At 42.2% G+C, this 24,012-nt stretch carries 23 protein-coding genes and 2 tRNA genes; 15 read left to right on the top strand and 10 right to left on the bottom strand.

Going from position 1 to position 24,012, the window contains the following annotated elements; translation table 11 throughout:
- Positions 1–5 precede the first annotated feature (5 nt).
- From AC1DUD_RS27310 to AC1DUD_RS27285, 6 genes are all read right to left on the bottom strand, one after another.
- Positions 6–79, bottom strand: a tRNA-Asp gene (locus AC1DUD_RS27310).
- Between the two features lie 105 nt (positions 80–184).
- A tRNA-Asp gene (locus AC1DUD_RS27305) sits at positions 185–258 on the bottom strand.
- A gap of 186 nt (positions 259–444) precedes the next feature.
- Complete coding sequence (locus AC1DUD_RS27300; protein WP_477380434.1) at positions 445–2,829, bottom strand: hypothetical protein; 2,385 nt, start codon at positions 2,827–2,829, stop codon at positions 445–447.
- A gap of 47 nt (positions 2,830–2,876) precedes the next feature.
- A complete protein-coding gene (locus tag AC1DUD_RS27295) occupies positions 2,877–4,052 on the bottom strand; it encodes a DUF4249 domain-containing protein (RefSeq protein ID WP_477380432.1) in 1,176 nt (391 codons plus the stop codon).
- Positions 4,053–4,061: 9 nt separating this feature from the next.
- Complete coding sequence (locus tag AC1DUD_RS27290; protein WP_477380430.1) at positions 4,062–6,836, bottom strand: TonB-dependent receptor domain-containing protein; 2,775 nt, start codon at positions 6,834–6,836, stop codon at positions 4,062–4,064.
- Between the two features lie 75 nt (positions 6,837–6,911).
- On the bottom strand, positions 6,912–7,643 hold the full coding sequence (locus AC1DUD_RS27285) for a hypothetical protein (RefSeq protein ID WP_477380428.1): 732 nt from the start codon (positions 7,641–7,643) through the stop codon (positions 6,912–6,914).
- A 226-nt stretch (positions 7,644–7,869) separates the two neighbouring features.
- On the opposite strand from AC1DUD_RS27285, the gene AC1DUD_RS27280 reads away from it, so the two are divergent.
- Together AC1DUD_RS27280 and AC1DUD_RS27275 are read left to right on the top strand one after the other, a co-directional pair.
- A complete protein-coding gene (locus AC1DUD_RS27280) occupies positions 7,870–8,265 on the top strand; it encodes a bleomycin resistance protein (protein ID WP_477380426.1) in 396 nt (131 codons plus the stop codon).
- A gap of 1 nt (position 8,266) precedes the next feature.
- A complete protein-coding gene (locus tag AC1DUD_RS27275) occupies positions 8,267–8,857 on the top strand; it encodes a hypothetical protein (RefSeq protein ID WP_477380424.1) in 591 nt (196 codons plus the stop codon).
- Between the two features lie 8 nt (positions 8,858–8,865).
- Here the strand turns inward: AC1DUD_RS27275 and AC1DUD_RS27270 are convergent, their stop codons facing one another.
- The gene (locus AC1DUD_RS27270) at positions 8,866–9,558 is read right to left on the bottom strand and encodes a response regulator transcription factor (protein WP_477380422.1); all 693 of its coding nucleotides are present in this window, start codon (positions 9,556–9,558) and stop codon (positions 8,866–8,868) included.
- Between the two features lie 116 nt (positions 9,559–9,674).
- Complete coding sequence (locus AC1DUD_RS27265) at positions 9,675–11,486, bottom strand: sensor histidine kinase (RefSeq protein WP_477380420.1); 1,812 nt, start codon at positions 11,484–11,486, stop codon at positions 9,675–9,677.
- A 189-nt stretch (positions 11,487–11,675) separates the two neighbouring features.
- Between AC1DUD_RS27265 and AC1DUD_RS27260 the strand changes: the two genes are divergently transcribed.
- The 7 genes from AC1DUD_RS27260 (at position 11,676) to AC1DUD_RS27230 (ending at position 15,914) form a co-directional block, all read left to right on the top strand.
- Positions 11,676–12,005 carry an ArsR/SmtB family transcription factor gene (locus AC1DUD_RS27260; protein WP_477380419.1) on the top strand — a complete coding sequence of 110 codons (330 nt, stop codon included), beginning with the start codon at positions 11,676–11,678 and terminating at the stop codon, positions 12,003–12,005.
- Between the two features lie 59 nt (positions 12,006–12,064).
- Positions 12,065–12,625, top strand: coding sequence for a DUF6428 family protein (locus AC1DUD_RS27255; RefSeq protein WP_477380418.1), 561 nt, complete (start codon positions 12,065–12,067; stop codon positions 12,623–12,625).
- Positions 12,626–12,663: 38 nt separating this feature from the next.
- Positions 12,664–13,158: an N-acetyltransferase family protein gene (locus AC1DUD_RS27250; RefSeq protein WP_477380416.1), complete on the top strand. Its 495-nt coding sequence runs from the start codon at positions 12,664–12,666 to the stop codon at positions 13,156–13,158.
- Between the two features lie 9 nt (positions 13,159–13,167).
- Complete coding sequence (locus AC1DUD_RS27245) at positions 13,168–13,584, top strand: arsenate reductase ArsC (RefSeq protein ID WP_477380414.1); 417 nt, start codon at positions 13,168–13,170, stop codon at positions 13,582–13,584.
- Positions 13,585–13,653: 69 nt separating this feature from the next.
- Complete coding sequence (locus AC1DUD_RS27240; protein ID WP_477380412.1) at positions 13,654–13,983, top strand: ArsR/SmtB family transcription factor; 330 nt, start codon at positions 13,654–13,656, stop codon at positions 13,981–13,983.
- Between the two features lie 108 nt (positions 13,984–14,091).
- Positions 14,092–15,177 (top strand): ACR3 family arsenite efflux transporter, encoded by a 1,086-nt coding sequence (gene arsB, locus AC1DUD_RS27235; RefSeq protein ID WP_477380410.1) that lies wholly within the window; start codon positions 14,092–14,094, stop codon positions 15,175–15,177.
- The gene (locus AC1DUD_RS27230) at positions 15,177–15,914 is read left to right on the top strand and encodes a metallophosphoesterase family protein (RefSeq protein WP_477380408.1); all 738 of its coding nucleotides are present in this window, start codon (positions 15,177–15,179) and stop codon (positions 15,912–15,914) included. Before arsB ends, AC1DUD_RS27230 begins: the two co-directional genes overlap by 1 nt.
- Before the next feature lie 71 nt (positions 15,915–15,985).
- Here the strand turns inward: AC1DUD_RS27230 and AC1DUD_RS27225 are convergent, their stop codons facing one another.
- Positions 15,986–16,354 (bottom strand): DUF3127 domain-containing protein, encoded by a 369-nt coding sequence (locus AC1DUD_RS27225; protein WP_477380406.1) that lies wholly within the window; start codon positions 16,352–16,354, stop codon positions 15,986–15,988.
- Positions 16,355–16,442: 88 nt separating this feature from the next.
- On the opposite strand from AC1DUD_RS27225, the gene AC1DUD_RS27220 reads away from it, so the two are divergent.
- The 5 genes from AC1DUD_RS27220 to AC1DUD_RS27200 all read left to right on the top strand — a co-directional run bounded on the left by AC1DUD_RS27220 (position 16,443) and on the right by AC1DUD_RS27200 (position 20,676).
- Positions 16,443–17,618: a THUMP domain-containing class I SAM-dependent RNA methyltransferase gene (locus AC1DUD_RS27220; protein WP_477380404.1), complete on the top strand. Its 1,176-nt coding sequence runs from the start codon at positions 16,443–16,445 to the stop codon at positions 17,616–17,618.
- A complete protein-coding gene (locus tag AC1DUD_RS27215) occupies positions 17,619–18,116 on the top strand; it encodes a hypothetical protein (RefSeq protein ID WP_121232612.1) in 498 nt (165 codons plus the stop codon). It abuts the gene before it with no gap.
- 271 nt (positions 18,117–18,387) lie between these two features.
- Positions 18,388–18,627: a helix-turn-helix domain-containing protein gene (locus AC1DUD_RS27210; RefSeq protein ID WP_121232613.1), complete on the top strand. Its 240-nt coding sequence runs from the start codon at positions 18,388–18,390 to the stop codon at positions 18,625–18,627.
- A 54-nt stretch (positions 18,628–18,681) separates the two neighbouring features.
- On the top strand, positions 18,682–19,329 hold the full coding sequence (locus AC1DUD_RS27205; RefSeq protein WP_477380401.1) for an HD domain-containing protein: 648 nt from the start codon (positions 18,682–18,684) through the stop codon (positions 19,327–19,329).
- Between the two features lie 39 nt (positions 19,330–19,368).
- Positions 19,369–20,676: a carbohydrate porin gene (locus AC1DUD_RS27200; RefSeq protein ID WP_477380399.1), complete on the top strand. Its 1,308-nt coding sequence runs from the start codon at positions 19,369–19,371 to the stop codon at positions 20,674–20,676.
- Between the two features lie 401 nt (positions 20,677–21,077).
- On the opposite strand, the gene AC1DUD_RS27195 is transcribed toward AC1DUD_RS27200, so the two are convergent.
- On the bottom strand, positions 21,078–21,929 hold the full coding sequence (locus tag AC1DUD_RS27195) for a DUF4198 domain-containing protein (RefSeq protein WP_477380397.1): 852 nt from the start codon (positions 21,927–21,929) through the stop codon (positions 21,078–21,080).
- 59 nt (positions 21,930–21,988) lie between these two features.
- On the opposite strand from AC1DUD_RS27195, the gene AC1DUD_RS27190 reads away from it, so the two are divergent.
- Complete coding sequence (locus AC1DUD_RS27190; RefSeq protein WP_477380395.1) at positions 21,989–23,968, top strand: alpha-ketoacid dehydrogenase subunit alpha/beta; 1,980 nt, start codon at positions 21,989–21,991, stop codon at positions 23,966–23,968.
- The last annotated feature ends 44 nt before the right edge of the window (positions 23,969–24,012 follow it).

Here is a 24,012-nt window from a genome sequence, read left to right as displayed (position 1 = left end):
TTTAGCGGAATGGACGGGACTCGAACCCGCGACCCCATGCGTGACAGGCATGTATTCTAACCAGCTGAACTACCACTCCTCCGTTTGGGGTTGCAAATATACAAACCTTTTTAATTTATGCAAATTGTAGAGCTAAAAAAAGCCTTAAACGCAAAAAAGCCTTACTTTTCAGTAAGGCTTTTAGCGGAATGGACGGGACTCGAACCCGCGACCCCATGCGTGACAGGCATGTATTCTAACCAGCTGAACTACCACTCCTCCGTTTGGGTGTGCAAATATACAAACCATTTTAAGGTATGCAAATTGTTTTTTTAAAAAAGTTCGTTATTTGAGAAATTAAGGGCTTTTTTGATTTATCTGCCTTTTTTAGTTAAATTTAATATATTGATAATCAGTACTTAAATAGAATAATACAAGTTGTGATTCACGGAAATTTAAAACTAATTACTTCACATCAAAGTTAAAATACTGGCTTGCGGCATCGCCCCCGGCTGTAATTCCCTGTACAATGCCGATATATTTACCGGTTTGATCTGACGTATAAAACGACAGTTGATTTTTTCCAGGAGCAGAAGTATTGATTTCAGGGGCCCAGTAAAGCAGGCTTCTGAAATCGGGCATCCTGCTTTTAGCCGCCTGCTCTGTATCATATACCGGCGAATAAAACTCACGCTGCAGCTGCAGGCCTTCATAATCGAGCACAACAGCCCGTGGGTCTATCTCAACACCGCCGAGATCGCCTTTATAGGTTGTAAAGCTTAAAATCCCCTCATAAACCGATGGGCCCCAATAATACCGATAAGGAACATCCTCAAGCTTACGAACTTTTAACGGATCAATAGCCATAACCTTATCAATATTAAACACTGGTACGTCGTCAAGCATTACTAACGGATCGCCATCTAAAAAGCCATTGCCGTTAAGTACCTTAATATGGTAGCGCTTTTGTGATCTGGTAACCCACACTTCCCTTATATATTCCCTCAACACTTCTTCCATGGTAGTAAAACGGGTATAATTATCCAGGAGATAGGTTTTAAAAGGCGTTGCATAAAAGCCTGAGCTATCCACCGCGGGCTCATAAAAGTGCTTGATTTTGTTGGCCCAATAAACATTCTGAACCTGAGCACCCAAACTTCCTTCTTCAATGGCGTTTTGCATCCCCCTGGTAAGGTTAAATTTCGGTAAGGGATATTTTGAGTATTGTTCAGAAAAAGGGCTTAAAATGTCTATATGGTAGGCAGTGTCCCGTTCTGAATTGGTTTGAGCTACAATTTCACCTGGCCCATAAAGCTGCCTTGTGTTAAAAATCAACCTACCTGCCGAATCGCTCTTGGAAGCGTAAAGCTGCACCCGCTTGCCCGGCACACTTAAATAGGCTACTACGTCTTTGGCAACACCTCCAGTTTGTGTATTGTTTATTTTACCACTAATCAAGTGCCCGTCATACTCTGGTAAAAAGCTAAATGCCGCCGGCTTGCTACCAAGCACATTGCTCCATTGAAACCTTCGCCAGCCCTGTGTTAGCATAAGATTATCGAGAACCGCATCAGCTTCAGCACCGGTATTTTTGAAATAGTAATCCGGCGATTCAATGTTTCCGCGCAGATCTGATTTTAACCACAGATAACTGAATATTTCACCAGCATCTACATTTTGCAATGAATCAAGCCTGTAAACCGACATCGACAGATTAGCAGACTTCACCTGCCCCGAAAAATCTTTAGCAATAATATCTACACTTACTTTTTTACGGCGTGCATATAAGGCCTGGTCGGCAGTGGCGTTAATGGTGAAGTTTTGTTTGGGGCGTTTAAAATAAAGTCTTTCACTTACGGGTTGCCGGGCACTATTGAAAATTGTAAGGTTCGATACCCCTTCACCCAATTTAGTTTTATCAAGTATAAAGCTGGCAGTCCCATTATTAAACTGAGCCGTCATCCCTGCTTTAATCAATTGCCTGGTATGTACAAAAAGATATAATTCACCGGTTTCAATACCCGTTCCTTTTACTGTAACCTCTATCTGTGCACTGCCCGCGTCTTTTACCGTCATTACATAGCCCTGGCTATTAACGGCGGGCAGTTCCCTGGTAACAGCAACATTATTGCCCGGTTTGATAATGGCTTTATAAATATTTCCGGCTGCCGGGGTAAATACAAAGCTGCCAATGCCAAATTTCAATGGCTGGAAGCGTACTACCGTATCGTTTTTTTGATCAATAACAAAACCTCTGTATTCGCTTAAGCCCTTGCCGTCTGGTGCCGTGACCTTAAAAGCAACTTTACTGTTGATCCCGGCGACAAGATTTCCTCCTTCCGGAAAAAACTGAACATCATACTCTGGTGGCTGAACTTTAGCCGGGGCTTCCGGAGATTTTAAAGGATTAACAATGGCGATCACCTTTTCAAAATAATAATCGGGACTGAAATTTTTCATCCAGTTGGTATATGCCCTCAATTTATAATTACCATTGCTTACCGAAACAGGTATATATACAGAGCCGCTCCCAAAACCGTTTTTCATTTCTATTTTGGTTTGGATTATGGCATTTTGCTTACCGTCCAACACATCAACATATACAACTTTGCTAAGGCCAAGTGGCCTGTGATAAGTAGCGTCAACACTATAGGCCTTAAACCATAAAATCTCGCCGGTTATATAAGCGTTTTTGTCGGTATGGACAAATATCTTTTCCTGTACAGTGACCTGTCCATACTTTTTAAAGCTATCGGAGATTTGACCTATAGTTTGTGCCAATCCGTTCAATGATAACAGCAGCATGCCTGAAAGCAGTGGAACAATAGCAAGTTTTTTAATTTCATTCATAGCCAAAATCTTATTGATTTGTTTTCATGGCATCATTTATAATTTTCCTATCTCTCTTTCCAATACGAGGGTGTTTGCACCCGGCCCCTGATCCGGCAATCAGTACATTCAGTCGATGAATAGGTGTAGCCAATTGTACTATTTCGTTCTGTTATAGCATCTACAGGTATTGAGCCACCGTTAATTATAATACTTAACACATCATCTTGCCGGGTTTTAGGATTAAAAAAAAGTGCAGTATCAGGAGCGGCGCAATCATACGGGTATTTTGTAAACCAATTGGGTGGCACATCAGCATTATCAATGAATACTCTTTTAGTTTGTATGTTAGTTACACTTATATACCCGATAACCGGTTCAGCCGCATCTTTTAAGTTATGGATATTACCTGTTAGTTGCGAAGGCTGGGCATCAAATATGCTTCCCAGCTGTTCTGTATTCTTTTTAAGATTTTCCCAAAACTGGTATGCTTCCTTAGTTAATGCATATTGCTTAAGCAGTATTGTATACCGCATTTCGATTTTTTCTGATTCGGGAGCAATGGCTGTTAAAGGCTGTTGAAAGATAACGTCCTGGGTTAATTTTGCTGACGAGCCAATAACTATAGTACTTGACTTGTCGCTCGCAAAGCAATAATAGCTGAATTCGCTGGCCGGTCGCGCTACTACAGCCTTAGCTTGCTGATCAACAATATATGATGATTGAAACTTGGCGTGAAAACGCCAAGTTTCATCATATGACCATCTGTAATAACGCGTGCTGTTACTGGCATCATGTGTATTAACATATAATTGCAAGGCGTTATTCTTAACCTGGAAACCTATGCTATCTATCGGCTGGTTTTTTTTAACCTCAACATAATCTGATGCGTACTCTTTACTATCCCCGGTTACAATATGCAAGCGGTATTTTTTAGCGGCATCAAGGCTCAGCATTGGCAGGGCGTAAAGCCCGTTACCATGTGGGTTAAGCGTATATGCCGCCCCTCCTTCGGCCTCGACAGATACGGTGCAGTTATCCACGCTACTTGTGCTAACATTGCCCGAAATATTAACCGTTCTGCTTAATTTTACGATGGTTGAGTCGCTGCCATTATTTATCACTCCTTCCACAACCAGGTAATGATTAGGGGAGTTTATAACTTTAGGGTTATAGGGCTTTTTACAGGTACTATAAATGCCTCCCAGCAACAACAAGATCAATATGTATCGTTTTCCTTTCATCACTTTCAATTAAAACCTGATATTATAATTAATAAACGGAATAGGCCTGGCAAATATGGATAGCTTATATCCGTTAATAGCCCCGCCCTGTTCGGTAAAGAATGTCGAATACGCGTTTTGCCTGCCAGTCAAATTATATACACCTATTGTAAATGAGTTATGTGTTAACTGGTGCACTTTATGGTTCCCCTCAATGTTCATTGAAAAATCCGATCTGAAATAATCCGGGATGCGGTATTGGTTCCTGTCTGAATAAAATACCCGTTCCGAACCGCCGTACTCGTACTTGGCAATAGGCAGCGTAATAGGCCGGCCCGTACTATAGGTGAGATTTAAAGAAACGCTAAACCTGTGCGAAAACCTGTAGTTACCAATAAAATTAAAGCTATGCGGTTTATCAAAATTTGCAGGGTAGTAAGCGCCGCCATTGATCAAATCGCCCACGTTAGGATCATTTTGCCTTAAAAACGTACGGGAATAAGCATAGCTGATCCAGCCGTTGGCTTTACCGGTTGCTTTTTTAACTAAAAGCTCAATCCCGTATGCCTTGCCCTCTGTACCTACTACATCGGTTTCAATATGATGGTTTAATACCAGGTTTGCCCCGCTTTTGTAGTCAAGATAATCCCTTAAGCGTTTGTAATAAACCTCAACAGAGGTTTCGATGGTATTTGATTTTAAATTATGATAAAGGCCCAGTGATACCTGGTCGCCATATTGAGGTTTGATGTTGGGATCGCTCAATTGCCAAACATCAGTAGGGGATATCGCTGTTGTATTTGATAACAGGTGAATATACTGTCTGAGTGTGTTGTACCCGCCTTTTATAGATAGGTTGTCGCCCAGCTGGTACCTTGCCGAGAGCCTGATCTCGGGTCCCGAATAAGTTTTAATAAACTTACCGCTCGCATAATTGGTACTATCCAACTGGTTGGTACTTGTTTTAGGCAGGTTGGGGGCATAGTTGTAAACCGTTTGCGGCCCCAGGAAATTATAGATGGAGTACCTTACGCCACCGCTGATCGACAGATCGTCGGTCACATCAAATTTATCGCCAAGGTATAAGGCACTTTCCAGGGCTTGTTGCGTGGCCACCACGTCAGGCGCCACCAATGACTGGGCACCAAGGGGCTGAAAGCTACCCGGATGAAGCTTATAATAAATAGAGCTCAATCCAAAGTCGACGGTGTTTTTACGGTTGAGGTAATAAGTGAAATCTGTTTTGAAATTACTTTGATTGATATCAAAATTCAGCTTGTAGGCATTCACCGGGTTATCTGCACTTGAAACATCATATTGGTACCTGTCAATCCCGGCTGTAATAACGCTGAATAATTTATTGTTAAAATTATGCTTCCATTTAAGGTTGATGTTCCTATTGCTGTAGCTGTAGGCAGTATCGCTATTAAGTTTAAACTTATCCCTGCTTATGTAGCTGGTTAGATACAGGTTGTTTTTATCATCTATCTGGTGACTTATATCCAGGTTAAGATCATAAAATGAGGCAGAGCTGTGCTTATAGGCATCAGGAAGGAGTTTAAGGAGCCAATCGGAATAAGTAGTACGGCCGCCGAATGAAAACGAGGTTTTATCTTTAATAATAGGCCCCTCAACATTAAGCCGGCTGGTGATCAAACCAATGCCTGCCGATCCGGTAAATTTCTTTTTATTACCCTCACGGTTGGTTACATCCAGTACCGATGATAAGCGGCCTCCAAATCTTTCAGGGATACTGCTTTTGTATAATTCAATATCCTTAACTATATCGGGGTTAAACGATGAAAAGAAGCCGAAGAAATGCGAAGGGTTATAGATGGTAGCATCATTCATCAGGATCAGGTTCTGATCGGCCGATCCCCCGCGTACATTAAAGCCCGTTGTAGCTTCACCTACCGACTGAACACCCGGCAGGGTGAGTACTACTCTTAATATATCAGCCTCGCCAAACACGGTAGGCACCTGTTTAATGCTTTTAATATCAAGCCGGTTCACACCCAGTTGTACGTTGCGTACGTTAGCCACTTTTTCGGCAGAGATCTTTACTTCTTTAAGGCTGGTTACCTGTTCCTGCATTTCAATAATGATCTTCCCATCCGAGTAAAGAATGATCTGCCTGCGGGTGTCACGCATGCCAATCCCCCTTACACTTAAAACCTGCCTGCCTTTTGGCAGTTTGATAGTAAAATAGCCAAACTGATCGGTAGCTACCCCCGTTTTTGTATTGGTAACATAAATACTGGCACCGGTTACCGATTCGCCCGATTTTGCTTCTTTTACGTAACCGGAAAGTGTTGCTGTTCCTGCTTCAATAGTGTTGGTTTTAAGCCCTATTTCGTATAGCTTATTTTCGGTAGTTGCTTCAGGGATCTTTTTATCTTTATCAGGATCAGCGTTAGCAGGAGAAACACTTATATTAGCCGCAGTTGCATTGGCCACTGTGATACCAAAATAACCTACGGCGAGGCCTGTTTGTATCTCGCGTCCTTTAGTTAAAAATACCTGTTGCTGTTTGGTGATGGCAAAACTAAAATCAGTATTTTTAAAAGCCTGGCTCAATATATTTTCAATAGGCTTATTAGTTGCCTGCAGTGTTACCTTCAAACTGTCAAACTGTATTGGATCGTAAAAAAAATGAAAGCCTGATTTTGCTTCCAGTTCTGTTACAAACTGCTCAATGGTAGCTTGCTGAAAGTTTACGCTGATTGATTTTCCCTGTCCCTGCTGGGCATGGCAAACTTTAATTAAAATCAAAAAACAGAAACTTAGAAAGTAAATTTTTTTCATCCGGTTATTTTATTTTCCTGCCGTATACATTCAAAGCAATATCAATTTGGCCTGGCATTAACGTGGCGCAGCGCATTAGTTAGTTATATGATCATAATAAGTAGCTGCACTTACCGCAGCCTGTTCCAAATTTTCTTGAAAGTCAAGATTGTTTGCCTTTATATATTGCCGCAGTTCTTTCTTCTTATCTTTAAAAATAGCTAACAGCCCTCCTTTGCCACTAAAACTTAAATAATTGTTTCCTTTCTTAACATAATAATCCTTCGTTTCGCTAAAAAAAGTTTCTATAGCATTATTGCCGGTGTTGGTTTGAATACTCTTGGCCCTTTTTACAATGATCCCAACATTTTTACCCTGGTACAACTGATCGTAAAAACCCGTAGCAAGTGCGGCCTTACCTGTCGAATCGGTATTAAGGCGGATAAAATGATGGTTAAGCAACCAAAACTCAGGCACCCGTTCGCTCAGTAATGAAAATTTTGTAAAGTGATTATAAAGCAGTACAACAACCACATCTTTGTTCAAATCATACATTATCGGAATATCGCGGTAAACCACCGTGCCATATTTTACAGAACCTGGCGTAAAAGACTTATTATCAAAAACATAAGCATTCCCTTTTATTATGGGGTCATAAAATTCATATTCCGGCCCGTTATACAGATGTGATTGCTGCCCAATGGCAGTATTATAATTGGCAACTACCAGGCCCAAAGCAGTACTATCAATACCTGTTTGTGCAGAAACATGACCGCTTGTTATGATGCCCCATGTGATGACTAAGGCCAGGAGTGTTTTTTTTGCCATTTAGGTTTTTATAAAAATGAAATTTACATGACTTCCAGTTAATTACCAAATAGCAGCGTCCTAATACCCCCAAGCAAGTGTATCAATCGTGTTACATGTAAATTTAATACGGCATTGTTTATAGAATTACGTCTGGGTTAAAACAGATGCAACAGTTTCTGATAAATAATTATTTATTAAGCACTTATATCCCGGCCTCAAATAATTACCCGGGAAGCATAAAGATTTGAATGATCTTTGTACTTTTAGCAATATTAGCCCGTTTATGCTCAAAACAGCCATACCCGTTTTAGCGTCGCTGAACGAAGAAGAAACCGTAAAATTTTATACCGAAAAGCTTGGCTTTACTTTCAATACAAGCTGGGATGGCTACCTCATTATGCATAGAGATGACCTGTTTATTCATTTATGGCCGTGTGATAATCCTGAAATCGCTAAAAACACTGGCTGCTACATATTTGTAACCGATGTCGATACCCTTTATGCCGAATATAAACCGCGGGGCATAGTGCACCCCAATGCCGATTTACAAATAAGGCCCTGGAAAACCAAAGAATTCAGCATCCTGGACAATAACGGCAATATCATCCACTTTGGTGAAGATATTTCAGATAAAGATTAATATGAAAAAGTTATTAGTTTTTGTGAATTGGATGTTAATAATATCCTCATCCCTTGCCCAATCAAAAACAGGGGCTACAGTAGCTATTGGTAAAATCCCGGAATCGCGGCTTACTTTCGTTAAAAAATGGGCGTATCCATGGAATATTATAAAGATTAAAGACGGTAAGTTTGAGGACACCGAAAGTGGAAAAATAATTAAAGGCAAAGTTGCCCGTCTATATTTCACTGCTAATTGCCAAACCGATATACAGGGAGGCTATTCAATAAGATATTGCTACGCCTCAAAAAACAAAGATACTATCAGGTTGAACTTTGCCGATGGCTTACCTGCTTATGCCAATGAGTTTAATATTTATATTGAAAAGGATAGATTTTCTTTTGAGCCGAAGATCATCTATCCTCAATTGACACCTAACGAAAAATTAATATATAAGCCCGTTTGCAGTAAACTTATACTTGATCATAACGATCATAAAACGATTGCGGGTTATGTTAACGCAGTGTTCGAAGAAATTACATACAGCAGCGACAAAAAACAAAGTGCTAAAAAATATTATTTCAGAGGTTATTTTAAAGCGCCTGTAAAATAAGCATCAACTTAGTTGATCAGCAGCTTATATCCGCGTCCATGCACGTTAATAATCTCAACGTTGGGGTCATCCTTTAAATACTTACGGATCTTGCTCAGAAATACATCCATGCTTCGGCCATTAAAATAGTTATCATCGTGCCAGATGTTCAGCAGGGCTTCTTCTCGGGTAAGCACCTCATTTTTATGTACGCATAGCAGGCGCAACAACTCGGCCTCTTTGGTTGATAACTTTTGCTGGGTTTCGGCAATCGTGATCATCTGCGCTGTATAATCGAAAGTATATCTGCCAATCTTGAAGGCAGTTTGCTTTTCCTCTTCCTTTTTGCCAGTGTTTTCTGTGCGTTTTAAAAGGGCATTGATACGGAGCAGCAATTCTTCAATGCGGAAAGGCTTTGTTATGTAATCATCCCCTCCTAAATTAAAGGCCTGGGTTTTATCCTCAATCATCCCTTTGGCCGTAGCAAAAATAATAGGCACCTGGGCATTGATTTTACGGACGTCTTTACCGAGGGTAAAGCCGTCCTTTTTAGGCATCATCACATCCAGTATCAGCAGGTCATAAGTTTGTTTGGTAAAAGCGCGCAAGCCCTCTTCACCATCCTTACATAACACCACATCAAACTTACCTTTCAATTGCAGATAATCTTGCAGTAACAAGCCTAAATTGGCATCATCCTCAACCAGTAGTATTTTCTTCATATATTTTTTAATCCGGAAGTCCAAGGTCGGAAAGTCCGGAAGTTCTTTATTCATATCGAAAGATAGGCTGAACTTATTTTACGGATTTCCGGACACCCCGACTTTCCGACTTAAAATTACGCCACCGCAAACTTCAGCTCAAACTCCGAGCCCTTTTCTTTTTCTGATTTTACGCTTATGGTACCATTAAGGCGTTTTACTATGGTATTAACATAGCTTAAACCCAGGCCAAAGCCTTTAACATTGTGCACGTTACCGGTAGGGATACGGTAAAATTGCTCAAATATTTTTGATTGCTGATCGCGGCTCATACCTATACCTTTATCAGCTACTTTAATAACAACCTGGCCGCTTTTAACAAATGTACTTATAGTGATATCGGGGGCCTCGTTGCTGTATTTAATAGCATTATCAACCAGGTTGTATAATACGTTCGAAAAATGCAGCTCATCGGCAATGATATAAGCGCTTTCGGCATCGAGGTGCAGCGTGGTTTTAGCATTGCATTTTTGCAGCTTGAGCTCCATGCTGTCAAGCACGATACTAACCATTTCGTTCACATCAACCGGTTTCTTCTCCAGTTTAAAATCGTTGCGTTCAATACGGGCAATGTTCAAAACGCGCTCAATATGACTGCCCAACCGGGCATTCTCTTCAAAAATAATGTTGGCTAAACGGGCCACCCGGCTTTTATCCTCGGCAATTTCGTTGTCCCTTAAAGCTTCGCTGGCTATCATAATGGTTGAAACCGGGGTTTTAAACTCGTGGGTCATGTTATTGATAAAGTCGATCTTCATTTCTGAGATCTTTTTCTGCCTCAATATCGAAAATATGGTATACCCGAAGCAAAGCACCAGTACCATGGTAAGGCCACCGGTTGTAGCCATAGTGGCGGTCATGTTACTTAATATCAGTGAGTTTTTTTGAGGAAATGAAAGCCTGATCTTCCCCGGATCATTAATCACCTCTTTGGTAAAAATGGGTGTTTGATAAGTATTTGCCGCCACAAATACGGGCAGCTTTTCGCCCTGATTATCGCTGGCATTTGAAAATATCAGTGAATCACTGTTAGCAGTTGTAACCTCATAGCTGAAAGGCAGGAAAATACCTTTATTATGAAGCTCAAAACGCAGCAATGAATCTATCCAGAACGGGTTGATCCTTTTATCCAATGGCTCGCCCGATTTACGGTATTCTTCGGCCAGGTTTTCGATAACAGTTGGTTTACTGCTCACACTGGTGGCTTTTTCAAGCGAATCGTTTTCAAGCATTTTTTTGATCTGCTGAACCTGCCGCTCTTTTTGCTTACGGGTTTGCTCCTGTACCCATAACGGATTGATACGTGGTACCGAGATCATTTGCTTGCCAAATTGCGGATCGACATAAACATATCTCAGCGTATCATATTTATGAAGCTTTTTGGAATGGCTTACCCTGCGGGTGATGCGGGTATGCACAATCTCGGGTGTAAGTTGTTCATGTACTACACCAAACTCATCGGTATATTCTTCAACATGCACTTTAAAATCAACTGTACCTTCAGTTTGTAATAAGCCGTTAAGCTCATCATCCATTTTTTTGCGCTGGATCATGCGTTGCAAACTATCACGCAATAAAGCAATTCGCTTTTCACGGGCGGTAGAATGTTTTTTTTCTTTAGGTAACCCTGTTACTTTTATAGTGCTGATACCCGTTTCTTCATTATCAGTGCTGATGGCCGCCTGCTGGGTTTTGGTTTTCAAAAAGTTATTGGCATCCTGGCGGGTAACTTTATCCACCACATTGTTCATAGCCTCCCTCACCTGGCGATCGAAAGAATCGGATTGCATCTGGTATGATTGCCTCAGGAAATAAAATTGCATAGCCATTACGCCCAACAGCGCAAAGCTCATTAAGCCAATTATTAAACCTATGCTCCTCTTCTTCATTTGTTGAACAACAAAATTATCCTAAATCCGCACACAAAAATTGCATTTAACAAAATTTAACAAATGTAATTAATATTAAAGTGTTGTTTTCTACGGTTTTATTGCGTCGACACCTGAAAGTTTTATAATGGATCAGCAAAAAATATTTGCACTATAAAGCATTAATCGTAATATTGCGATATAATTATCATGGGACTTACAAAAACAGAAATATTCACAGATGAGCAAAATGCGTTAGCTACGATGCTAAAGGCATTAGCGCACCCTGCCCGCATTGCCATCCTGCAATACCTGATCAAAACCAATGCCTGTATCTGCGGTGATCTTGTGGATGAACTTGGTTTGGCACAGCCGACAATTTCACAGCATTTAAAAGAACTCAAAAATGCAGGGTTGATACAAGGTACAATAGAGGGTGTAAGTGTATGTTACTGTATAGAGCCGAAAGCCTGGGAAAAACTGGAAAACCAGTTAGGCCAGTTTATGCAGTCGTACAGTAAAACCAAATCCTGCTGTTAAAAAAATTTGAAAAAATCAATCGCAATATTACAATAAAACAAGTAAAGGAGAACGTAACCATGAACAAAGTAGATAGCCTGAACTGGAGCCAGTTCAAAGAAGAACTGGTAAAGAACCCCGATCTTAATTTGCAGTTCCAGTATGCAGAAAACAAATGGGTTGATGCCTCTTACCACATTACCGAGATTAAACAGGCACCCATTGTTTCTGTTGATTGCGGTGGTGTTATGAATAGTTGGACAGAAATTATCGTACAGCTTTGGGAGCCTGAAAACGAGCAGCAGGAAAGATCAATGAAAGTAAGCAAGGCTTTATCTATCGTTGCCATTGTCGAAAAATCATTGCCGCTTAACCCGCTTGGAACGGTAAAGATCGAATTTGGAAATTCGGAGTTTGATACCCGCCAGATGTTCCCCGGCGAGTTTATCATCGATGGCGATAACCTGATCGTTGACCTGCGCCCGGATGCTGTTCAATGCAAAGCCCAAACAAGAGGAGGAAGCTGCGGTACTAATGATAAAGGCGAAGAATGTTGTACACCTGCACCTGCAAAGCAAAAAGTTGAATTGAAAAACCTTGCCGTTGCGCAAAGCTGCGCACCCGGTTCAGGCTGCTGCTAAAAAACAACCGGTTTCTGTAAATATCAATTAAAATCACAATGATGCAAATACGACCGATGACCGCCAGAGATTGGGAAAGCGTTATGCGGATCTACCAGGAAGGGATTGCAACGGGCAACGCCACGTTTGAAACGAGCGCGCCCAATGGCCCCGCATGGAATAAAGCGCACATGGAAAAGCACCGTTTCGTTGCAGAGATTGATGGCAAAATTGCCGGATGGGTTGCTTTAACGCCGGTATCAAGTCGCTGCGTTTACGCCGGTGTTGCCGAAGTGAGTGTCTATATAGGCACCGCCTATCAAGGGAGAAAAGTTGGGTCGGCTTTGCTCGAAAAATTGATCAGCGATACCGAGGCGGAAAATATCTGGACGCTACAGGCCGGAATATTCCCTGAAAACGCCGCAAGCGTTGCATTACACGAAAAGCACGGTTTCAGGCAAATTGGTTACCGGGAAAAGGTCGGCAAAATGAACGGTGTGTGGCGAAACGTATTGCTATTGGAACGAAGAAGTAAAGTTACAGGGATCAACTAAAGAGAAAACATGAAGAATATTTTAGTACTATGTACGGGCAATAGCTGCCGTAGCCAATTGGCTGAAGGTTATTTACGGTTTTATGCCGGGAACAAGGCAAACATCTACAGCGCCGGGATCGAAACACATGGCGTAAACCCTAAAGCCATACAGGTGATAGCCGAAGATCATATTGATATTTCAAAACACACCTCAAACCATGTGGACGAATATTCGGCCATCCCGTTTGATATGGTGATCACTGTTTGTGATAACGCTAACGAAGCCTGTCCGTTTTTCCCGGGCAATGTTAAACGCTTTCACCAAAACTTCCCTGATCCGGCAAAAGCAACAGGTACACCCGAAGAGATCATGGATAAATTCCGCGAGGTGAGGGATCTGATAAAAATCTTTTCCGCAAACTTTGTAAGAGAAAATTTAGCATGAGATCAGAATGATTGAAAAAATAACGGGCAGAAGCTTTTTTATTTCACCACTTAATCGTGACATTGCAATATGGGAGTAACAAAAACAGCAAATTTCACGGATGCACAAAATGAGCTGGCGGTAATGTTAAAAGCATTGGCGCACCCTGCCCGTATTGCAATTATTGAACACCTGATTAAAGCCAACGAATGTATAGGAAGTGATCTGGTCGATCTGCTCGGCCTCGCACAACCTACCATTTCCCAACATCTGAGAGAGTTGAAAGATGTAGGGATCATCAAAGGAAAAATTGAAGGCACCAGCATGTGTTACTGTATCAACAATAAAACCTGGGCAAAATACAGAACGTTGCTTGCCAGCTTCTTTGTAGAGGTAAATTGTGACGATAGCTGCTGCTGAGCTTTTTTTTATCGATATCAATCGCAATATTGCTTTAATGCAATAAGCAACTGAATGAACTTATCTAACACCTACCCACATCAAAACATTAACTATACAGTAAATCACATGTCAGCAAACAACTGTGCCCCCGTGGCCGAACGTAAAAAATTAGGTTTCCTTGATCGTTACCTGACCCTCTGGATTTTCCTTGCCATGGCAATTGGCGTAGGGATTGGCTATTTCATTCCCTCGTCTTCAGGCTTTATCAATTCCTTTTCAAGCGGGACGACCAATATCCCCCTGGCTATTGGTCTGATCCTGATGATGTACCCGCCATTGGCCAAAGTAAAATATGAGAACATGGGACAGGTATTTAAGGATACCAAAGTACTAAGCGCCTCACTGGTGCTTAATTGGATCGTTGGCCCGATACTGATGTTTGTTTTGGCAATCACTTTATTGCGGGATCATCCGGCTTACATGGTCGGCCTGATATTAATTGGCCTTGCCCGTTGCATTGCGATGGTGGTGGTATGGAATGAACTGGCCGAAGGCAGCCGTGAATATGCTGCTGGGCTGATCGCTTTAAACAGCATCTTCCAGGTATTGTTATACAGCGTTTACGCTTACCTGTTCATTACAGTATTGCCGCCATTATTCGGCTTGCAAGGGCTGGCTGTGAATATCACCATTGGCGAGATCGCAAAAAGCGTAGGCATCTATTTAGGGATACCCTTTGCAGCCGGTGTTATCAGCCGATACACGCTGATCAGGATCAAGGGCGAGGAATGGTTTCAAACCAAATATGTACCGTTCATCTCGCCAATGACCCTGATTGCTTTACTGTTCACCATTGTGGTGATGTTCAGCCTTAAGGGTAACCTGATCGTGCAAATACCAATGGATGTTGTGAGGATCGCAATACCGCTGGTGATTTACTTTGCCATCATGTTTGTGATCGCGTTTTTCCTGGGCAAATCATTCGGTGCCGATTATTCAAGGAGTACTTCGATTGCCTTCACTGCCACAGGCAATAATTTTGAGCTGGCCATTGCAGTAGCGATCGGCGTATTCGGCATTAACTCTGGCGAAGCATTTGCCGGGGTTATCGGGCCACTGGTAGAAGTGCCTGCCCTGATTGCATTGGTTAACCTCGCTTTTTACTTCCGTAAAAAATATTACACGTCTAAAACTATAACTGCTGTAGAATAATGAAAATTGCACTTTTCTCTGATATCCATGCCAATCTCCCGGCTTTGGAAGCCATGCTGAAAGATTTAGATGCCCGTCATGTAGATGCCGTTTATTGTCTCGGTGATCTCGTAGGTTACAATGTTTGGCCTAACGAGGTGATTGCTGAAATCCGCAAACGTAATATTGCAACGCTTGCAGGTAACCATGACCTGAAAGTAAAAAAACTGGTAACAACAGAACGCAGTTTAAGCGAGCCTGGTAAAAACTACGCCTATCATTTAATCGATACTGACGGCAGAAAATACCTTGCTACACTTCCTGCTCATATCCGGCTGGAATTTGAACTAAATGACGATGCGTTAAACATCGTACTGGCTCATGGCAGTACCCGGAGCGTTAACGAATACGTTTTAGAAGATACTGATGAAACTTACGTTTTGGAAATGATGGATGAAGCAAATGCTGACATTTTGTGTGTCGGCCATTCGCACAAGCCTTATCATCGTATACTCAAAGTTGATGATTACAGCTATAAGCATGTTATTAACCTGGGCTCTGTGGGTAAACCGAAAGATGGTAACCCCAACGGCTGTTATGTGATTCTAACACTCAGCAAAACAAGCTCTGTTACTGATCCAAGCAGTGTTCAGGTTGAATTTATACGTGTTGCTTATGATGTTGAAAGGGCTGCGCGAGCAGTTGAGGATAGCCCGTTACCGAATGAATTTGCGGATAGGTTAAGAAAAGCTTATTAAGGCTCAATGTTTACAAACAACAAAAGGCCCTTTACCAGGGCCTTTTGAAATATCTTGCTTACGCTTTTTACTTAGAATGGCAGATCGTCATCATCGGCAGATGAACTGATATCAGCAGATGGAGCTGCATATTGCGGCGCAGCAGATGCGTTGTTAGCGGCAGCCAGCGGGGTAACCCTCCATAACTGTAACGAGTTAAAATAACTTTTTTTACCCATTTTGTCTGTCCACGGGCGGCCTTTAAGGTTAAAAGAAACCTCTACATCGTCACCTACTTTAACAGTGTCAAGCAAAGCGCAACGATCCTGTATAGCTTCAAACTTTAAATATTCAGGATATTGAGGGTTCTCAATATATTCAAGTATAAGTTCGCGTTTTTTAAGTGAATCGGTTACTTGCTGGGTAGCCGATACTTCATGTACCTTACCTTTAACTTCCATAATTAGTCTTCAAATAATTTAAAATGTAAAGTTAATAGTTAAGAAATTAAAATAGGGGCTTTTTAATTCTTAATTTTACCGAATTAATATGCAAGTTTTCCACACCGAAAGTAAAATCATAATTACATGTAACAAAAGGCTTTCAACTTACCTGCAACGGGAAGTTGAAGCTTTAGGCTTTGAGCCGGTACGTGTTTTCCCCACAGGGGTCGAACTAAAGGGTACCGTTACAGATACCATTCCGCTTAATTTGAATTTGCGCTGCGCAAGCCAGATCCTGTATTCGCTAAAAACTTTTACCGCCCGCGACCCGAAAGAGCTTTACGATGAGCTGGTAACCATTGAATGGGAAAAGCTGATTGATTTTACCGGCTATTTTTCGGTATCATCAAACGTAAATAACGAGCACATCCTTACCCCGCTGTTTGCCAACGTAAAGGTAAAAGATGCCATTGCCGACAGGATCAAATCTATCAAAGGTATCAGGCCGGATTCGGGCCCGGAGGTTAATAAAACCCTGGTACACCTTTACTGGCAGGATGACCGTGCCGAAATTTTCCTGGATACATCCGGCGAAACCCTGGCCAAACACAGTTACCGTAAAATACCGGGCAAAGCACCTATGCTTGAGGCTTTGGCGACATCAACCATCATGGCTACCAAATGGGATATGAAAAGCACGTTCATTAACCCCATGTGCGGTTCGGGTACCCTGGCTATTGAAGCAGCATTGCTGGCCACCGATAAACATCCGGGCTTGTTCAGAATGAATTATGGCTTCATGCATATATTGGGTTATGATGAAACCGTATTTTTTACCGAACGCCGCACTTTAAAGGACAAAGCAAAAAAAGAAACCGGCTTTAAGATCATTGCAACAGATATTTCTGAAGATGCTGTTGATATTGCCCGCAAAAATGCAAAAACTGCTGGTGTAGAACATTTGATTGATTTTAACGTTTGTGACTTTGAAGATACCGAGGTACCTGCCGAAGTAGGCGTAGTGATGTTTAACCCTGAATACGGCGAGCGTTTGGGTGTACACACTAAACTGGAGATCACCTATAAACGTATGGGCGATTTCCTGAAAAAGAAATGCCTCGGGTATAATGGTTACGTTTTTACGGGCAATGCCGACCTGGCCAAGAAAATAGGCTTGAAGGCTGCCCGCAAAATTGAATTTTATAATGGTAAGCTCGATTGCCGCTTGTTTGAGTATGAACTATACCTGGGCAGCAAACGCGAACCAAAAGAAGAAAATTAAATGAAAAAGATCCTGTTATTTATAACACTTATTTTATCATCGGTACTGGTTAAGGCACAAACACAATTAGCATTTCCATTTCAGGGCGGCAGCCCTATCATGAACCGTTTTTTTAAAGACAGTCTTGTTGTATCACCCGAGATCATCAAAAAGAAGGCGACCGGCACCGCAGTGTTTAAATTTACTGCTGATGATAAAGGCACCATTAAAAAGATCATAGTTTACTATGCTGATGATGCTATACTGGTAGTGCCCATCATTGATGCGCTGAAAAAATCAAACCATAAATGGATCATCCCAGATCATGAAAAATTGCATGATTTCATTTTGCCGTTTTCTATCAACTTTAATGCGCCGGCAAATGCAAGCAATGCAACCATAAAAGCGGCATTTGATTATTACAGCAAGCGCAGGCCTATCATATCCTATAACCAGGTTCCGCTTGAAACAGCTACTTTATTACCTTCAGTAACGGTTAGTTACGATTTGAGCGAGTAGTTTTAAAAATACAAAGCACTCTAAAGCGACAGATTTCACATTCTGTCGCTTTTTTTATAAAAAAATATTTTTTTTTCGCCTTTACTATTAATTAACGCAGCCGCTCAAAATCTACAAGATTACACACATCTTCACACAAGACATTAATCTTTAATTAAAAAAATCATAATAAATTGCCTTTCAAGTGGCCGTTCATTAAAAAAATTTCAAAAATCCAAAATCCGTAACCAGAATATTCTCGTTAGTTATAAATGAATTAATATGTAATCGGATGAAAGATATGCTAAATTTCAAGATCAAGGCCATAGCTGCTAACATAAGGCATACAAGGGAAGGACTAAATTATACCCAGGAGTACCTTGCGGCTAAGTTAGGTATATCGCAAAATGCCTATAGTAAAATAGAGTTAGGTTATACAAAAATAACCGTTGAAAGGCTCTTCCAGATCGCTTCTATTTTGGAAGTTGAAGTTGCCGAACTTATCAATACAGAAAAAGTGGTAGCTGCTTAAGGTTATTATATACAATCCCAATGTTCTGTCTTTTGCTTAGTATCTTTGCAAAAGATGGAACATAATAAACTCATTGGCGCTACAGTAAATTTTGTGCGCGATACCCTCAGGGATGCTGAAGGCGGCCACGATTGGTGGCACATTCACCGCGTTTGGACAAACGCAAAACTCATCAATCAAACAGAGAAAACTGATCAGCTTGTAGTTGAACTTGCTGCCTTGCTGCATGATATTGCCGATAGTAAATTTCATAACGGCGATGAAGAGATCGGCCCGCGTACCGCCGGTAATTACCTGCAAAGCATGAATGTTGATGCTGCTGTTATTGAACATGTACAGCAGATCATCCGGCATATGTCGTTCAAGGCCAGCTTTGATAAAAAATCTTTTCACTCACCTGAGTTAGAAGTAGTGCAGGATGCAGACAGGCTGGATGCAATTGGCGCCATCGGCATTGCCCGCGCATTTACCTATGGTGGGTTTAAAGGCCGTGAATTGTACAATCCCGAGATCAAGCCAAACCTTAGCATGACCAAAGAGGAATATAAGAGTACAACGGCCCCAACTATTAATCATTTCTACGAAAAGCTGCTATTGCTTAAGGATAAGATGAATACACCCGCCGGGAAAGCGGTTGCCGCGCAAAGGCATGCTTTTATGGAAGAATATTTGAAACAGTTTTTTGAGGAATGTGGTTCATAATTAACGCGAAAGCTTACTTTTGCGCAAAATTGACAGTCCATGAAAAAACTTATACTTACTGTAATACCCGTATTGATTGCTGCTGTTACTTTCGGGCAGGATACAGTTAAACGTCAGCGGTTCAATTTCCATTTCCAACAAACGGTAATCACCCAATATAAACCGTCTTTCCATGCCGATTATACCGGAGATAACAGTTTGCTTACAGGAGAAGAAACACAAAGCTCTATCACCACTACCCTTTTTGGCGGTGCAAGGCTTTGGAAAGGTGCCGAAGCTTATTTCAACCCTGAACTATCAGGTGGTGCCGGCCTGAGCAAAACTTTAGGGGCGGCCGGCTTCCCTAATGGCGAAACGTTCCGTGTGGGCGGTGCTGAGCCCAAGATCTATATCGCCCGCTTATATTTTACCCAGAATTTTGAATGGGGTAAAGATAAAGATACCATAAGTGATGATGCCAACCAGTTGGCCGGCTTAAAAAGCAAACGCTACCTTTCGGTTACCGTAGGTAAATTTGGCATGGCCGATTTCTATGACGGCAATGAGTTTAGCCACGATCCGCGTACACAGTTCATGAACTGGAGCTTAATGGATAATGGCGCATGGGATTACCCCGCCAATACCCGTGGCTATGTTATGGGCATCCATACCGAATTGGGGCAGCCTAACTGGACCTTGCGTTTCGCCTTCACTATGTCAACCACTACTGCTAACGGCGCCATCTGGGACCAAAAAATAGGCAAAGCCAATACCCAAACTTTAGAGTACGAAAAACGGTATACGCTTAACGGTCAAAAAGGTACGTTCAGGATCCTGGGTTTCAGGAACAATGGCAAAATGGGCGATTATCGCCAGGCTTTAGCTTTAAGTCCGGTCGCGCCTAATGTTGATACCACCCAGGCTTATGGCAGGCATAAATATGGTTTTGGCATTAGCGCCGACCAATACTTAACCAAAGATTTCGGGGTATTTGCCAAAGTGAGTTACAATAATGGCAAAACTGAAACATGGTATTTTACGGAGATAGACCGCTCTTTAAGCTTTGGCGGCGTACTTAAAGGCAGTTCATGGAACCGCGGAGATGATGAACTGGGCCTGGCTTTTGTAGCTAACGGCATCTCAAACGCTCACCGCGATTACCTTGCAGCGGGCGGCTACGGCTTCATCATCGGCGATGGTAAACTTAATTACGGCACCGAGTTTATTGCCGAGCTTGACTATAAGATCAATGCTTATCAAAAGAAATTCTGGCTTACACCCGGTTACCAGTTTTTACTGAACCCTGCTTACAATAAAGACAGGGGACCGGTAAATGTGTTTTCGTTAAGGGCACACGTGGAGTTTTAAATGGCGAGACAGTTATATAACAGCACAGTGCTGGGAAAATAAAAATATGTCATTGCGAGGCACGAAGCAATCGCATACTATACAGGGCGGATATGCTTCAGTAAGATTGCTTCGTGCCTTACAATGATAATTGTAAGTTATTGACTATTAAGTGTATTTTTTGATCTATTTATAAATATGGGCGTTGCCTACGGCCCGTGCTATCCGCTCATACTGCACAAGGCATTAACCACGAGGCCGGTATCCGCCACTATCACTAACGCGGCCCACACACACCATCGCTGAAATATATTTTATACATCATTGAATTTTTTTTCAGGATTTCCCTGAGGGCTACTCGCAATGACATGATTTTGTTTGTTTTCTTAATAGAACAACTTTCATCGTCCCAACACAGTTAATTAATGCTTGTTCCCAAATCCAAATTCGCGGTAGGTATTCGGCGCATCATCAGTATTACTGAATGCGAAAGTAAAAGTAGCCGTCCAGTTCTCATAATCGGCCTTCTTATCCTGCGATGGCTCAACATGGGTTGAACTGATCATATACACCCCTTCGCGGCTTAGTTTAAAAAACACTAAGCCGTTGCTGTCGCTCAACAATTTTTGCGGAACAATAGTGCCATTTATGGTACGTACATATTGCATCACTACAGCGTCTTTCATGGGTTTGCCTTTAAAAAGCACCTGTGCGGTAACATCATCTCCGTATTCGGATTTATAGGGGTTTTGCTGGATCACAATTTCATATTCTTCTCCCAGCGCCTTATCAAAGTCTTTTCCATTTGCCTTATCTACAGAAATAAGGGTTTTTGTTGATTGGTGATACTTTTCAACAAAGTATTGCTGGCTGCTGGCCCTGGCTTCTTCGGCCATTTTATCAAGGCCTTCGCTTTCAAGCGCCCTGATAAATTTATTCCTTTCTGATTCCGTTTCATCCTCCCTAACCAGCTCAAAAAGTGCAAGACCGGAATTTTGCAGCTGATAGGTGAGCAAACTGCTATCGGCCGTATTACTGATTTTTGACAGGTCTGTTTTTTTCGAGCCTTCGTACAGCATAAACTTAGTTGCCTTTGCAGTGGCGTATTTAAATTCACTTTCGGGCTTAAACTCATTGCCGCTTAACAAATGCAGGTTAAGCTTATCGCCTTTATGAACGTAAAAATTATGTGGCAATAAGAAAAAATCCTGCGAGCTGGCCGCAAAGCCAATCATGAGCAGTAATATAATGATGAAAATAGAGTTGCGCTTCATAGTTTTTTGATAGTATCATCAAACATACAAAGTTTTAAAAACTTCAGTAGTTTTACGTTATGATTTTTGACAGGAAAAACCTCGATAATGATACTTTGCTGGCATTTTACAAAAAATTGCTATTTCCGCGCATGGTTGAAGAGAAGATGCTGATCCTGCTGAGGCAGGGCCGCATAGGCAAATGGTTTTCGGGTATTGGCCAGGAAGCCATAGCTGTAGGCAGCGCCCTCGCCATGAATGCCGACGAATATATTTTGCCCATGCACCGCAATCTCGGCGTTTTTACCTCGCGGGGAATCCCACTATCAAAATTAATGGCGCAATGGCAAGGCAAACCATCAGGCTTTACCAAAGGGCGCGACCGCTCTTTTCACTTTGGTACCCAGGAGTATAAGATCATTGGCATGATATCACACCTTGGCCCTCAGCTTGCCCTGGCCGATGGTATTGCCCTGGCCGATGTATTATCGGGCAAGAAAAAATCAACACTTGTTTTTACCGGCGAAGGAGCTACCAGTGAAGGCGATTTTCACGAGGCCCTGAACATTGCCGCTGTATGGAAACTGCCGGTTATATTTCTGATCGAAAATAACGGCTATGGCCTTTCTACCCCAACCAGCGAGCAATATAACTGCCGTGAACTGGTTGATAAAGCCATAGGTTACGGTATTGAAGGCCGGCGCATTGACGGCAACAACCTGCTTGAGGTTTATAATACCATAAAAACACTCAATAAAGCCCTTCGCGAAAGCCCGCGCCCTGTTTTACTGGAATGCATGACCTTCAGAATGCGTGGCCACGAAGAGGCATCGGGTACTAAATACGTTCCAAATAATTTATTTGAATGGTGGGCAGGAAAAGACCCGGTCACAAACTTTGAAAAATACCTGCTTGCCGAAGGCGTATTATTTAAAGATATGATCCCTGTTATCCGTAAAGAGTTCGCCACTCTTATTGAAACTGAGATTGAAAAAGCATATGCCGAAACTGATATTATCCCGGATGTAGCCACCGAAATACGGGATATGTACAAACCATACAGTTTTCCGGCTGTACAACCAAAATCATCGCCGGTTAGCAATAAGCGCTATATAGATGCCATTAGCGACGGGCTTAAACAAGCCATGCGCAAACACCCTAACCTGGTGATCATGGGCCAGGACATCGCCGAATATGGCGGCGCGTTTAAAATTACCCAGGGTTTTGTGGAAGAGTTTGGTAAAGCCCGCGTGCGGAATACGCCCATTTGTGAATCGGGCGTTGTTGGCGCAGGCATGGGCCTTGCCCTTAACGGCTACAAGGCGGTAGTTGAAATGCAGTTTGCTGATTTTGTCACGTGTGGCTTTAATCAAATTATTAATAACCTTGCCAAAACGCATTACCGCTGGGCGCAGGGCGTTGATGTGGTAATCCGGATGCCCGCAGGTGCAGGTACCGGTGCAGGCCCCTTCCACTCGCAAAGCAACGAAGCATGGTTTACCAAAACGCCCGGCCTGAAAGTTGTTTATCCAGCCTTCCCCGCAGATGCCAAAGGCTTGTTACTTGCCGCCATTGACGACCCCAACCCTGTAATTTACTTTGAACACAAATACCTGTACCGCAGTATCAGTGCCGATGCGCCTGATAATGACGTAATGATACAAATTGGCAAGGCCAACATCATCAAACAAGGCGATAAGGCCAGTATTATCACATTTGGCCTTGGGGTACACTGGGCGCTGGAATATGCTGACAAACATCCCGATCAATCCATAGAGATCATCGATCTGCGCAGCCTGCAACCCTGGGACCAGGAAGCAGTTGAAACCAGTGTTAAAAAAACAGGCCGCGCGCTGATTTTGCATGAAGATACCCTCACCAGCGGTTTCGGTGCCGAAATTGCCGCTCATTTAGCCGAACATTGTTTTAAATACCTTGATGCTCCTGTGATGCGTTGCGGTAGCCTTGATACTGCTATCCCCATGAATAAAGCTTTGGAAGACCAGTTTTTAGCCAAGGCGAGATTGGAGGCGAGTATGGAGAAGCTACTTGACTACTGAGGCAAGGTGTTTAATCAAATAGCTCATTAAGGCCATGCTTTTTT

This window comes from Mucilaginibacter sp. P4_A11 (assembly GCF_056402535.1).
The sequence above is the reverse complement of the archived record's forward strand: the minus strand, read 5'-3'. Positions and strand labels throughout refer to the sequence as shown.